This is a genomic window from Enterococcus sp. DIV2379 (genome assembly GCF_050542965.1).
GTDB lineage: Bacteria > Bacillota > Bacilli > Lactobacillales > Enterococcaceae > Enterococcus_D > Enterococcus_D entomosocium.
Window position 1 is genome coordinate 2,342,106 of record NZ_CP172938.1, and the last position, 14,141, is coordinate 2,356,246.

Consider the following 14,141-nt stretch of genomic DNA (forward strand, 5'->3'; position numbering starts at 1 on the left):
TAATTGTTCGCTGATACTCCGTTTATTTCACGGATCCCAGCATACCTTGGACAAATTGTTTTTGTAAAACGAAGAAAATGATGGCCGTTGGCAGTGTGGCGATCACAATGCCGCACATCATCATGCCATAATCAGGTGTATAAGAAGCACCCATAGCCGAAAGAACAAGTGGAACGGTCCGTTTGTCTGGTGATTGCAAGGCAACTAATGGCCACAAATAATTGTTCCAGCTGCCCATAAACGTAATGATCGCGGCAGCTGCATAAGTATTTTTAGCCGTTGGCATGTAGACTCTAAAGAAAATACTCAGTTCATTCAAGCCATCGATCCGAGCAGCTTCGACTAATTCTCTAGGGAATGCCTTGATGTTTTGGCGGAAAAAGAAAATCAAAAAGGCGGTACAGACCGAGGGCAAAATCACGACAGCGAAGGTATTGATCCCGATTGGTGTGCCGCTAAGCTTGCTGAACATCCGATATAACGGGATCATTAGAGCGGCAAAAGGTACCATCATCGACAGCAATAGAATATTAAAGATACGGTCTTTGGTTTTCGTCCGATAGATCTCAAAGCCATACCCTGCCATGGAGGAGAATAACAGTGCAAAGAAGGTAGTAATCACGGCAATCACCGCTGAGTTACCTAATGCCCGAGTAAAATTCAAATCGGAAGAAAAAAGATTTTGGAAGTTGATGACTAACTGATCCCCAATCATGATTTTTCCAGCAACGATATCAAAGGTTTGATTGGTCATCCCTAGGATCATCCAAACAAATGGAAAAATGGAGATGAAAGCCAAAATCGCAAGAAAGCCGTATTTTAAAGTGAGTGAGATTGTTTTCAATTTTCTTTTCCTCCTATTTTCGTTTGGATGATCGATAAAATCACGATTGCAATCACGATAACAAAGGAGACCGCAGCGGCATACCCAAAGTTTGGCGTGAATTTGTAACTTAAATTGTAGATGTATTGTGACAAGGTCGTCGTAGCATTGGCTGGTCCACCGCCAGTAATATTTTGAACTTCATCGAATAATTGCAGCGTACCGATCGTTGAAGTGATCGTGGTAAATAGGATGATTGGACGCAAGTTGGGAATCGTGATTTTAAAGAATTGATCCCATTTTGAAGCGCCATCGATCTCTGCCGCTTCATAAATACTTGGATCGATATTCTGCATGCCTGAGATGAAAAAGATCATATTGTAGCCGGTCCAACGCCACGTGATGGCAAAAATAATCAGTACTTTTGCCCAAAAAGGATCTGTCAACCATTGGATCGGCGCATCGATCAGGTGTAGCTGCGTCAAAAAGTTATTGACTAACCCGTTTGCCGAAAAGAGACTTTTCATGATCAAGGAATAAGAAACCAAGGATGTGATACATGGTAAAAACAAGGCGGTGCGGAACAGCCCTTTAAATTTCAATTTTTTGTCATTCAATATGTTCGATACGATCAGCGCCAAAAAGAGCATGATCGGAACTTGGACTAATAAGTATAAAAACGTATTGCCAAAGGCTTTTTTAAAGGTTGAGTCGCTCAACATCCGCTGATAGTTGCCAAGACCGTTAAAGGTCATCGCTGTCGGTGGTCCTGATTGGAATGACGTGAACAATGCCGAGACCATCGGGATAAAGACCAGCATCGTGATCAAAATGACGGGTAAGGTAATAAAGGCATTGCCGTTTGCAAACCAATTTTTTGTTTTGTTTTTCATTGTAATTCCCCCTTAACACAGAAACTCGCGATCGCTCACGAGTTTCTGCAAAGTTGTTCGATTAGTTTGCAATTTGTGCTTCCACTTGTGATTGTGCTTCTTCTAATACTTTATCGATGTCTTCACCGTTGATCACTCGTTGCAAGCTTTCAGTCAAGACGGATTCAATGGCATAGGTGTGATTGCCGTAGTTCACGGCTGGAATTTCTTGTGACCATTGTGAGAAATCTTGGAAGACTTTTTGACCGCCATAGAAATCAAGACCCGACGTATATTCTTCCGTTTCTTCTGCAGCATTCATGGTTGAAACCAAACCGATCTCGGTAGCTAATGTACCCATCAATTCTTTGTTTGAAGCAAAGGTATTGGCTAAAAAGTCTTTGGCATTTTCTTCGCCGTCAACCCCTTTGATCACGTACCAGCCTGCTCCGCCGATGCTGGAAGCATTGACTGAATTGCTATCGCCAGCGATGGATGGGATCGGAGCGATCGCCCATTTGCCGCTTTGATCTTCAGCGCCTTGAATTGTGCTAGAATACCACGCACCGGTTGGCGCAGACGCAACATTCCCCGATTGAACGGCATTGACCCCGCCATCCCAATCGGAAACTTGTTCAACTAAGCCTTCATTCAACAATGTTGCCAAGACAGTTAGACCGGCTTTGAAGGATTCATTGTCTTTGATGGTCACGGTGGAGCCATCTTCACCGGTATACCATTCGCCTGCAGATTGCATAATGATTCGTGCCAAGCCAAGATCGCTTGGGTCTAACGACATCATAGCGTGACCCGTTTTTTCTTTGACATCTTTGGCAATGCTGATAAAATCATCCCAGGTAATATCTTGGAGATCCGCTTGCTCATAGCCTGCATCGGTCAAATAATCTGTGCGGTAAAATAGTCCTGCGACGCCACTGTCAAATGGCACCCCATAAATGACATCGTCGACTTTATTGACCGCAAATTTATAGCTGGAGAAATCCTCCTCATTCACGATATCCGTTAGATCACTAAACGCATCTGGATAAGAAGAAAGGTACCCTTGGATGCGGTAGTCTTCGATCAAGACAATATTTGGTAGTCCGTCCGTATTTCCTGATGCCAGACTAGTATTTAATTTTTGGACGATATCATCTTGCGACATCGTCACAACTTCCACATCGACATCTTGATTTTCATACACTTTTTTGGCTTCATTGACTGCCTTGATGTTGAAGGTCTCATCCCATGCCCAGACCGTGACTTTGTTTGAGGACTCGCCGGAATCCCCAGAGCTTGTGTTGCTGTTTCCGCAAGCCGCCAAAGTCAGCACTGCAGCCGCCGTTACCATCGATGCAAGTAGTTTTTTCATTTTTATCCCTCTTTCCTTTTATTTACAAGGCTAACTATACACTGATTTTGTAACCGTATTCAACGATTATGAAAGAGCTTACTAAATTTGTCCAAAAATAGAAAAAAGTTACAATACCTTTCTTTTTTGAAAGCGTTTATAATAAAGAAGAGATATAGGGGGGGATACCATGACTATTTTACGCACGGTCTTAGTTGTTGATGATGAGGCAACGATCCGAGATGGATTAAAACATATGATACGTTGGGAGCATGAAGGGTTCCGTCTCTTAGGCGATGCAGCGAACGGGCAAGAAGCATTGGCGCTGATCCATGAGCTGAATCCCGACATCGTGATCACGGATTTGAAAATGCCACAAATGGATGGTCTTCAACTCACAACGATCATTCAACAACAATATCCAGAAGTCCATTTTTTGGTCTTGAGCAGCTACGATGATTTCCAATACGTCAGTCAGTCTTTTAGAAATGGTGCCGTAGATTATCTTTTAAAACCGACACTGACACCGACACTCTTGTTGAAGACGCTGCACAACATCTCACAAAAGCTGTCACATACAAAAGGCTCCGTGACAGAGGAGACGCAGCTGCAAGAATCGTTGAATCGCTATTTAGCAGGGTATGAAGAACCGTTGGCTCCTTTAGCGGACTCTCTTGCATTGGGTCAGCCGCAACAGCAAGCCCAAATTTTGACCACCAATTTTAGCGGCTTTCGTGCCAATGATCAGCTGCTACATGCGTTGACAGAATTTACTCAATCACAACCGCAGGTAAAGACGCTCTTTTTTCAAACCAGTAATAAAGATGCCGGCTTAGTGATCAGTTATCCAGAAGGAACGAATTTTTATTCCGCTTTGAAAGAAACGTTGGAACAATTGCGTTTTACCGAGCCGGATGCCTTCTTTACTCTCAGTGTGCCCTTTCGAAAGATTGAACAGTTACGGGATCATTTTGTGACGCTTAAAGCCAAAAGCCAAGGACAATCGTTTTTTTATAAACGCCAACGGTTGGTGCAAGAACACGAACTCTTTTTGTACATCGAAAGTGATCGCTTTGATACTAAGAAGTTCTTACGGGCTTTGTTAGACAACAACTTTTTGCTAGGAATCACCAGAATCGAGGAATATTTTAATGACATGATTTTATCCAATGTCGATCCGACATTTTTAAAACAGCAGGCCAGCAGTATTTTTTACACGTTACTCTCCCGCTTGGAAGAAGAATTTCCCACTGCTCCCCGCTTTAGCCGCTTAAAAGCTGAATTTTTGCATGCTATCGGTCACGTGCAGTATTTGGAAGATTTTTCTGATTTATTGTTGGCGACCATCGATGATATTCGTCAACAGCTGACGACCTTATCACCGCTGGATGAAGATGATCTACTCGTTGCGATCCAGCGCTTTATTCAAGACAACTACACCAAAAGTCTGTCTTTGTCTGAACTGGCTGAAACCTTTCATTTTAGTTACACCTATCTTTCGGCTTTTCTTTCTGCAAAACTGAAAATGAGCTTTTCTGAGTACGTTAAGAAAACCCGTTTGGATAAAGCCAAAGAACTGCTGACACAATCTGATCTGAATCTATCTGAAATCAGTGAAGCGGTCGGGTATTCGGATATCAGCTATTTTTCTCGTATCTTTAAGAAAGAATGTCAGGTCACCCCATCGAAGTATCGGCGGTTGAATCAATTATGAAAATCAACCAATGGATTCAGAAAAATGAATTATTCAGTCGGATCTTCCTCTTTGTTGTCGTCGGGGTCATTAGTGTATGTCTGCTAACCGTCGTCGTGATCTATGGTCGCTCGAAAGATGCCTATGTTGCTTCGTACCAAAGCTCCAATCAGCTGCTACTGGAAAAAATCCAAGAAGATTATGAGCGTCTGAACGAGAATATCCATCGAATTTTTGACATCGTCGATGAAAGCAAAGCTGTTGAAACTTACTTAGAAGGCGATATGAATCAAGGGCGCACGATTTTAGAATTAAACGAGCAATTAAAAGACACCCGCTCTTTGTTTCAAGACATCCCCTCAAATTTAGTGTTGATTGGGGTCAACGGGGGTACTTTTTTTCAAAACGATGCGGTTCGCAATCAATCGGTGGATGATTTTCTCGCCAGTACCTTTATCCAGCAAATCAATGACAATGACGCCATCAGTCAGTATTATTTCTTGGACCAAGGCTTAAGTACCTCCACCAGCGACTCCCCTGGCTTGATGTACGTGCGCAAATTGATGAAAGAAGAAACGATTTTCGGCTATGCCCTGATTTTCTTAAAGGAATCCGATTTTTCTTCAATTTATCGTCAACTCTTAGATACCAGTCTTCACTCGATCTATATCGTCAATGAACAAAATCAAATTCTCTCCACTTCTGATCCGAGCCTTTTAGGCAAGCCGTTTGAAGATCATCTCGTCACGGTCAAAAGAGATACTAGCATCAATCAGCTGCCCCTTTATTCGTATCACTTTACTTTTTACGATGTCTTGGATGAATCGCATCTGGTACGCAATATGAATCTGATCAAGCCAGCTCTTTTGATTTCTGTCGTCAGTATTTTACTCTTTAGTCTGCTGGCATTTTGGATCATCCGCAACATCACCCAACCGATTTATCAGCTGATCGCCAAGCTGCCGGCGGTCACGCAAGGCGATTTCAGCGATAAAGTCACCATCAACGGGACGTATGAAACGCGAGAATTGGGGCGTGCCTATAACTTGATGCTGGAGGACTTGGAATCTTATGTCGATCATTTAATGGTTACAGAAGCTGAAAAACGCAAGTTCGAGATTCGTTCACTGCAAATGCAGATCCAACCGCATTTTGTCTACAACACCTTGACTGCTATCAAGTTTTTGATCTGGCAAAACGAGCAAGAGGCCGCCACCCAAGCGATTGAAAGTTTTGTCCAATTGTTGCGGCATACCTTTAACCGCAAAGAGATCGTCCCTTTAAAGGATGAGCTAGCGATCGTGGAAGAATACCTCGTTTTAATGAACGTGCGTTATGGCAATCGCATCCAATCGACGATTTTTTCTGAAGATGGCTGTGAAGATATTCTCGTACCGAAAATGATTTTGCAACCGATTATTGAAAATGCCTACTTGCATGCCTTTCCCGAAGAGGATTCAGGATTGATCCAGATTTTTTCTCGTGTCAGTAAGGAAGGCCTGAAAATTGAGATCATCGATACGGGCATCGGGTTCAATGAAGAGCACCCAACCAGCTCCGCCAACCATTTTGAACACTATTCGGGTATTGGCTTGGACAATATTGATCAGCGTATCAAGCTGCTCTATGGGGAAAAATACGGATTGACTGTAGAATCACGCATCAACGAAGGAACCACCGTTCGCTTGCTGCTGCCGATCCAGCGGGAGGAAGCAGAATAATTTCTTTCGTTAAATAAGAAAAACGCCAACAGAACCAGGCTGCTTCCATGAGCAGTTCTGTTCCGCTGGCGTTTCTTTCCTTAATGATAATCGTTAGTTAACTGGCTTAAGCCAAGTCTTCCCCATTTGAGGCAATCACTTTTTTGTACCAATAAAAGGATTGCTTTTTGCTGCGGGCTAATGTGCCATTGCCTTCATTGTCGCGATCGACATAGATATAGCCATAGCGTTTCTTCATTTCTCCGGTTCCTGCAGAAACCAAATCGATACAGCCCCATGAAGTATAGCCCAACAGTTCCACACCGTCTTGGTCAATCGCTTCTTTCATCGCAGCGATATGCGCACGTAGATAGTCGATGCGATACACATCATTGATTTTTCCATCTTCGTTTGGCGTATCCACCGCTCCTAGACCGTTTTCGACGATGAAAAGCGGCTTTTGGTAACGATCATAGAGATCATTCATCGTGATTCGCAAACCAAGCGGATCAATCTGCCAGCCCCATTCTGACGCTTCTAAATACGGGTTTTTAATGGTCGGGAACAAGTTGCCTTCCGTTTTCTCAACACCGGAATCTTCTGAAGCAGCAACCCGAGAGGCATAGTATGAAAAGGAAATAAAATCGACGGTATGGGCTTTTAATAAAGCCGCATCTTCGGCGGTTCGTTCCAAAGTGATTCCTTTATCAGCTAGCATCTTCAAACCATAATTTGGATATTCTCCTCGCGATTGCACATCGATAAAGAAATAGTTGCCGCGATCGCTTTTTTTGCTTTCACAGACATCTTTAGGATTGCAGCTGTAAGGATAATAACTAGCCGCAGCCAGCATACAGCCAACTTTATTTTCTGGATCGATCTCGTGGGCGATTTTTGTTGCCAACGCACTTGCGACTAATTCATGATGAGCAGCTTGGTATTTAATTTGTTCTTCATTTTCGCCTTCAGCAAAGGTCAGCCCAGCACCGAGAAATGGGGCATGCAAAATCATATTAATTTCGTTAAAGGTCAGCCAGTACTTCACCAATCCTTTGTATCGAGTGAAGATCGCTCGACAAAGGTTTTCATAAAAGGTGATCATCTTACGGTTGCGCCAACCGCCATATTCTTTGATCAAATGGATCGGACAGTCAAAATGAGTGATCGTCACCAAGGGTTCGATTTGGTATTTACGGCACTCTAAAAAAAGTTCTTCATAAAAGCGCAAGCCTTCTTCATTAGGGGTTTCTTCATCCCCCTTCGGAAAAATTCTTGACCAAGCAATCGATAAACGATAGGTTTTAAAGCCCATCTCCGCAAACAAGGCGATATCTTCTTTGAAATGATGGTACATATCGATCGCTTCTTTGGCTGGATAGAAATACCCTTCTTCAAAAGCAAGCATCTCATGCTTGCCGGTAATAACTGCTCGGCGGTCCTTGCCAGTCGGAATTACATCGACATTGGCAAGCCCACGCCCGCCTTGATTAAACCCGCCTTCACATTGATTGGCGGCTGTTGCACCGCCCCATAAAAAGTTTTCTGGAAATCCCATGTCTTATTCTCCTTTTTTAGCCGATCACTTTGATGATTTGATCGCCAAACGTAATCGGGCCACTGTTAGCCGTCAAAATGTCCCCCACTTCAGTACTGTTGGTGATAACGATCGGCGTGATTACTGGATAGCCTTTTTCTTTAATAAATTCAATATCAAACGTAATCAATGGATCCCCGACTGTCACTTTTTGCCCTTTTTCTACTTGATAGGCATAGCCTTCACCATTTAATTGCACTGTATCGATCCCCACGTGGATCAATAGTTCAATGCCTTCCTCACTGGTCAAGCCAATAGCATGTTTTGAATCAAAGACTGCTGTGACAGTCCCGTTTACTGGAGCTAGCACTTCTCCGACGGTTGGCTCAATCGCTACCCCTTGGCCAAGAATCTCTTCCGAAAACATGCCGTCATTGACTGCTTGCAAGCTTTTTAGTTCCCCTTTTAAAGGTGCTTTGATCTCTGCGCCGCTGATTTGATGTGCGGGTTCTTGCGCTTTGTCTGTCGGTGTTGCTTCAGGTGCTTCTTCTGTGACAGGGTCTTTGTATAAGAATAATGTCGCAATAAATGTGATCACGATACTGATTGCCGCACCGATACAAGCATTGGTCAAATGACGTAAGGTGTCATCGCCGATATAGCTTGGCAAAGTCAACAGGCCTGGTGATCCGCCTGAGAAATTGCGGACACGCATGATTCCCATAAATAGACCACCAAATCCGCCACCGATCATTGCTGCATACAAGGGTGTTTTAAACCGCAAATTGACCCCATACAACGCCGGTTCAGTAATGCCGAATAGCCCAGTCAGACCAGCAGAAAATGCCAGTTGTTTGATCGTAGAATCTTTTGATTTAAAACCAACGCCGATAGCTGCAGCTCCCTGACTGACGTTTGAAGCCAGCATGCCAGGGTAGATCACTGTGTCATAACCTGTGGTCATCCGGTTGTTGATACCGATAGGAACCAATCCATAGTGGGTACCAGTTGCCACGAACAATGGTGTGAAGGCGCCAATCAGTAATGGAACGATCCATGGGCTAACCGTTTCTAAGGCTTGGATCCCTGTAGAGATCGCTTCACTGATCATGTAGCCTAGAGGGCCTAAAGCAACTAATGCTACTGTCCCTACGACGAAGATCGTTAGCAACGGTTTGCTGAAGAATTTGATTGCTTTTGGCGAGACTTTATCGGCGATCGGTTCAACGTAAGACATAAACCAAACACTCAAGATGATTGGGATAACCGATGATGAATAACTCACTGGTGAAATCGGCAAGCCGAATAAATGGATGCCGCCGCCTGCCTCATTGACTGCTGTCACCATCGCGATAAAGTTCGGATGGAGTAAAATCCCCCCTACCATCATAGCTAAATACATATTGGCTTTGAATTTTTGTGCAGAAGAAGCAGCCAGCAAAATCGGCAAGAAGTAGAACGCCGCATCCGCCATAAAGTTTAATATTTGGTAACTTTGACTCTCTGCCGTCAAGACATTGAAGACCACTAGCAATGAAAGAACCGCTTTTAGCATCCCAGCTGCCGTGATGGCTGGTAATATTGGAGTGAAGATCCCGGTGATCGTATCGATGACTTTCGCAACACGTCCGCGATCGTCTTCTGCTGTTTCTTGGTCACTGTTTAAATTGGTTTGGGCAGTGATTTCGTTGTAGACATTGCCAACATCACTGCCGATGATTACTTGGTATTGCCCACCTTTATTGACCACACCCATGATCCCTGGTGTATGTTTTAAAGTACTTTCTTGGGGTTTGCTGTCATCTTTCAAGTTGAACCGCAAGCGGGTCGCACAATGGGTCAAGCTTTGGATATTTTCTTCCCCGCCAACATTGGTGATGATCGTTTTTGCTAACTCTTTGTAATTCATGTCGTTCCTCCTATTTTGGTCTTTCGTTTGCTTTTTGTGTGTCAAACCATAAAAAAATACCTAAACAAACCCCTTGGGAGTTCATTTAGGTATAGCCTGCCAATCCAGTAACAATCCTAAGCACTTGTTATTCGTTTGATGTGTATAGTTAAATAGATCAATTCGTCTTCTTCTAACGGTCTACCGAATTCTTTGTTGATGTAGTCGCTGATTTTCAGTGCACACGCATATTCCTTCATGTAGCGGTCTTTCAACATAAAAATAAAACTGCCGGTTCCTGCATCATCGAGCTTTGTACCACTGAATAAGCGCTGGACAAAAAATTTCAAATGGGTCACAAAGCGTTCGTAGTTCAATGAATACTCATCAAGCTCCATTGAAAAATGATATTTGACGATGTTTAGGATATGCTGAATGATCTTCGCCATTTCCGATACTTGACTGACCTGCGCCATATCCAACTCCGCATTGACGATGTGTAGCGCAATGAAGCCGGCTTCATCTTCCGGCAGCTCGATCGCCAAGCGATTTTTGATGATCGATAACGCTTCTTTGCCAATGAGGTATTCATGGTTATAAAAACGCTTAATTTCCCATAGCAAGGCATTTTTGATTTCCATGCCGTTTTGATAGCGCTCGATAGCATAATTGATATGATCGGTCAGCGTCAGAAACAATTTTTCGCTCAATTTTTTCCCAAGGGAAACTTTTGCAAAACTGATGATCTCATTCGCTGCTTGAATATGTTCGATAGGGATAGAAGAAAGTAATTGGGTTAGTTTTGTGACATTCCACTCTTGCGTACTGAGATAGACTTTTTCAATCTTGGTATCGTCGATCGCATCGCCCGGCTTTTTCTTAAAGCCTAAGCCTTTACCCATGACGACCAATTCTTGTTTTTCCTCATTCTCAGAAATCACAATGTTGTTATTGATCACTTTTGTTACGTTCATTTTAACGACCCTATTCTTCTTTAGATTTCTTCACACAAAAAAATAGGTATAGCCCGCCTAAAGCGGTAACAATCCTCAGAGCCAGTGTAGCATGAGAAAAATCACTCGTCAATGGGGATTTTTAACCGCTTGTTTAAAAGCAGAAAACAGCGCTGCTGCCATTTGAGTCTTTGGCAGAACGCTGTTCACTGGTTTATGGATCACTAACTCTCTTTGTGAGAGATGAATTAGATACGATTTTCGTGGTCAGCAGTTTTGACTAAGTTTGCTCCCACCATACCACCGATTGACGTAAGAACGAGTCCTAAGACCATTGCCACAAAGCCCCAAATGGACGCTTTAGCTGTTGCATCACTTGCTTCTTCCGCTTTTTGACGAGCGTCTTCCACTGCTTGGTCAATGTCTTGTTTGGCTTGTTCAAGATTTTGTTGTGCATTTTCGATTTGTTTTTGTGCTTCATCAGAAGCATCTTGTAAGCCGTTCACGATATTGTTCGTTGCTTCTTCCGCTTCTTGTTGGCTTAGATCTGTGTTTTGAGCCACTGCATTTGAGATTGCTTCTTTATCGACTGAATCACCGATCGTTGTAGCACGATCTTGTAATTTGCTTGCTAAATCATCAATGATTTTGTCGGCATCATTTGGATTGGTTGCAATGTCTTTGCCAGCATCTTTGATATCATTTGTCGCGTCAGATAATTGGTTTTGTAAGTAGTCTGGTTGCAATTCCGGAACATCGGTATCTTGTAAAACATCATTGACATTGGCTTGTAATTCATCTGTGTTGACGTCTTCCATGTTTCCTGTTATTTCATCGAAGGCTTTTGAAGCGACATCGCCAGCACCTGAGGCAACTGTTTCAACGCCACTGCCAACAGCTGAAGCAACGTTTCCTAAAAGTGAACCGACTACAGAAAATGCTCCGATCGTTAAGTAAGAGAGCATAACCATCATCACGATCATACTGGTTGCCCATGTTAAGAAACCATGAACCAATCCAACACGTCGAGCCGCCACACCTGAAACAAAACCAGCACCGAATAATGCTAAGACAAAGGTAATGACTGTCCAAATCAATAATCCTGTACCAACACCATCTAATGGATTATTTGATGTTGGTTCCACCAAACCAAAACCGATTGCTGAGCCGATCATTGACAGTGTCATGAACAATGCGATAAATGTTACGACCCCTGCAAAGATAGAACCCCAAGACAAATTATAGCCTGCCTCCCGCTCATCTGAACCTAAATAATTTCTGAATCCTTTTTTCATCATTACATCCCCTTTTTGTTTTTTTAACCTGTATTCAGTCTAACAACTGATTGTTTTTTTATCAATCAACTCGACTTGCGCTATCTTTTTGTAAGAAAAATGAATGATTGTGAATTATTTGACTATTTATTGAAATAAAGCAAAAATTCATTCGTGTATTTTAACTAAAAAAATCTTTTCACGCTCTTTCTTTCGATCACAGGCTTGTTTCTCACAGTCTTCTGCTGATTCGTCATTTTGAAGCTAGCAGGGTTTCACTAGAGAAAAAACAGCTCTTCTCAATGTGTCACAAATGAGTAGCGATCACAAAAAACCACCTTCGCCCGAGGCAAAGGTGGTTGTCTGCTTATTATTCTTCATTTAGTCGATCTGGCATCATGTTTTCCATAAAACCCCAAACGCCATTTTGTAATACGAGTTCCTCACGTTCGTAAGTAGAAACCGTGGTGCGGATCAACTCATCTTGACCGTCTAAGACTTTTTGTCCCCAATGAGGATCGATCAACAATGCCCGCCCCACTGCAACAAAATCTGCATGTTCTAGCAAGCCCGCGGCATCTTTCGACGTTCGGACATCCCCTACACCAATCAAAGGAACCCGCTGAGCGATTTTTTCATAGACATACGCCAACATTGATTTTTCTTGATACGCTTTTGAAATCGATTTACGGGTATAATCCGCAAGAGAAATGTGCAGATAGTCTAATCCTTTTTCTGCCAGTTGGTCCACTAAGAACAACGTATCTTCAAAGCGAATCCCTGGTTCTTCGAATTCTTCCGGTGAAAACCGATAACCGACGATAAACTCCTTCACACCTGATTGGTCTACTGTTTCCAATACTTCATCGACGAGCTTCTCAATAAAACGATAACGGTTCTCTAGTGAGCCACCCCATTCATCGGATCGACGATTTGAGTGAGGAGAAAAGAATTGTTGGATCAAATACGTATTGGCTCCGTGGAGTTCTACGCCATCAAACCCCGCCTTGATCGCCCGTTCGGTAGCTTTTTTAAAGTTTTCAATAATCGCTAATATCTCATCCACCGTAACTTCCCGGGGAACTTGGGCATTTGGTCGTTCAGCTGCAACCGCGCTGGCGGATATGGGTTGTGTGCCTCGTAAAACTGAGTCATCCGTCATCCGACCGGCATGAAAAATCTGTAAAATGGCTTTGGTCCCATTTGTTTTGATGGTGCTGGCTAATTTGCTTAATCCAGGTAAAAAGGCATCGTCATAAGCGCCTAATTCCCCTTCCCATCCCTTGCCATCTTCTTGGACATTGGCTGCCGCTGTGATGACTGCTCCGACTTCCCCAGAGCGTAAGCCATAGTAAGCCAACTCATCTTTCGTAATCACCCCATCAAAGAAGGACATCTTGGTCGTCATTGGTGCCATGATGATTCGATTTTTCAACTGCAATCCGCGCTTAAATGTTGCTTTATCTGTTACATTTCGCATGGGTTTCCCACCTTTTCCATTGGATTCATATCGCTTTGTGGATCTGACTGGCTTGGTTACCTAAGGAGATCCTTAAAGCAAATCGGTGCATTTTTTTCTCTTTTGCCAAAATATACATGCACATGCATCTATATTACAAAAGAATCAAGGAGAAAACAAGTGAAAACATCTTTAGTCTAGCATTTCCTCCAAGACTTTTTCAAAAACGACTTTTGAGCGCTGCAGTTTCTTTTCCCCTGATTGGGTCAAATCAATATAGATCCCCCGCTTATCCTCTTGACAAGAATGCCGTTCGATCACACCACACAGGTTGTCTTCCATGCGCATGATCATGCGTGACATCGCACTTTGACTCAAATCAAAATGGGCGATCAAATCGTTGAGGCGCATGCTATGATTGGGGGTCTTTTCTAAGTAATAAAGCACGTAATACTCATTCAAAGACAGATTGCTTTCTGCTTTGAGGGCTTGCTCCAAACGAGCTTCGATCGCTTGATGCTGATTCGTAAAGGCTAACCATTGCCCCATCCGTTCTTTTTCCATCCTCTTCACCACCCCATTCTCCTATACCAA

Annotated in this window: 11 protein-coding genes; 2 read left to right on the forward strand and 9 right to left on the reverse strand. The window is 43.1% G+C overall.

Annotation, left to right across the window (positions count from 1 at the left end):
* Window positions 1-22: 22 nt before the first annotated feature.
* The 3 genes from IGI92_RS10765 to IGI92_RS10775 all read right to left on the reverse strand — a co-directional run bounded on the left by IGI92_RS10765 (window position 23) and on the right by IGI92_RS10775 (window position 3,067).
* Window positions 23-844 (reverse strand): carbohydrate ABC transporter permease, encoded by an 822-nt coding sequence (locus IGI92_RS10765; RefSeq protein ID WP_005234926.1) that lies wholly within the window; start codon window positions 842-844, stop codon window positions 23-25.
* Window positions 841-1,716 (reverse strand): carbohydrate ABC transporter permease, encoded by an 876-nt coding sequence (locus tag IGI92_RS10770; protein WP_005225588.1) that lies wholly within the window; start codon window positions 1,714-1,716, stop codon window positions 841-843. The genes IGI92_RS10765 and IGI92_RS10770 overlap by 4 nt, the downstream gene beginning before the upstream one ends.
* 61 nt (window positions 1,717-1,777) lie before the next feature.
* Window positions 1,778-3,067 (reverse strand): ABC transporter substrate-binding protein, encoded by a 1,290-nt coding sequence (locus IGI92_RS10775; protein WP_005234924.1) that lies wholly within the window; start codon window positions 3,065-3,067, stop codon window positions 1,778-1,780.
* Between the two features lie 169 nt (window positions 3,068-3,236).
* Between IGI92_RS10775 and IGI92_RS10780 the strand changes: the two genes are divergently transcribed.
* Window positions 3,237-4,760, forward strand: coding sequence for a response regulator transcription factor (locus IGI92_RS10780; RefSeq protein WP_005234921.1), 1,524 nt, complete (start codon window positions 3,237-3,239; stop codon window positions 4,758-4,760).
* Window positions 4,757-6,460 carry a sensor histidine kinase gene (locus IGI92_RS10785; RefSeq protein ID WP_061054374.1) on the forward strand — a complete coding sequence of 568 codons (1,704 nt, stop codon included), beginning with the start codon at window positions 4,757-4,759 and terminating at the stop codon, window positions 6,458-6,460. The genes IGI92_RS10780 and IGI92_RS10785 overlap by 4 nt, the downstream gene beginning before the upstream one ends.
* A gap of 106 nt (window positions 6,461-6,566) precedes the next feature.
* Here IGI92_RS10785 and IGI92_RS10790 read toward each other — a convergent pair whose 3' ends face one another.
* From IGI92_RS10790 to IGI92_RS10815, 6 genes are all read right to left on the reverse strand, one after another.
* On the reverse strand, window positions 6,567-7,994 hold the full coding sequence (locus IGI92_RS10790; RefSeq protein ID WP_430607008.1) for a 6-phospho-beta-glucosidase: 1,428 nt from the start codon (window positions 7,992-7,994) through the stop codon (window positions 6,567-6,569).
* A gap of 16 nt (window positions 7,995-8,010) precedes the next feature.
* The gene (locus IGI92_RS10795; RefSeq protein WP_430607009.1) at window positions 8,011-9,882 is read right to left on the reverse strand and encodes a beta-glucoside-specific PTS transporter subunit IIABC; all 1,872 of its coding nucleotides are present in this window, start codon (window positions 9,880-9,882) and stop codon (window positions 8,011-8,013) included.
* Between the two features lie 116 nt (window positions 9,883-9,998).
* A complete protein-coding gene (gene licT, locus IGI92_RS10800) occupies window positions 9,999-10,835 on the reverse strand; it encodes a BglG family transcription antiterminator LicT (protein ID WP_005234912.1) in 837 nt (278 codons plus the stop codon).
* A gap of 227 nt (window positions 10,836-11,062) precedes the next feature.
* A complete protein-coding gene (locus tag IGI92_RS10805) occupies window positions 11,063-12,109 on the reverse strand; it encodes a hypothetical protein (protein WP_429974702.1) in 1,047 nt (348 codons plus the stop codon).
* A gap of 349 nt (window positions 12,110-12,458) precedes the next feature.
* A complete protein-coding gene (locus tag IGI92_RS10810) occupies window positions 12,459-13,568 on the reverse strand; it encodes an NADH-dependent flavin oxidoreductase (protein WP_086296968.1) in 1,110 nt (369 codons plus the stop codon).
* Window positions 13,569-13,739: 171 nt separating this feature from the next.
* Window positions 13,740-14,111 carry a MarR family winged helix-turn-helix transcriptional regulator gene (locus tag IGI92_RS10815; protein WP_016613534.1) on the reverse strand — a complete coding sequence of 124 codons (372 nt, stop codon included), beginning with the start codon at window positions 14,109-14,111 and terminating at the stop codon, window positions 13,740-13,742.
* Window positions 14,112-14,141: the final 30 nt, after the last annotated feature.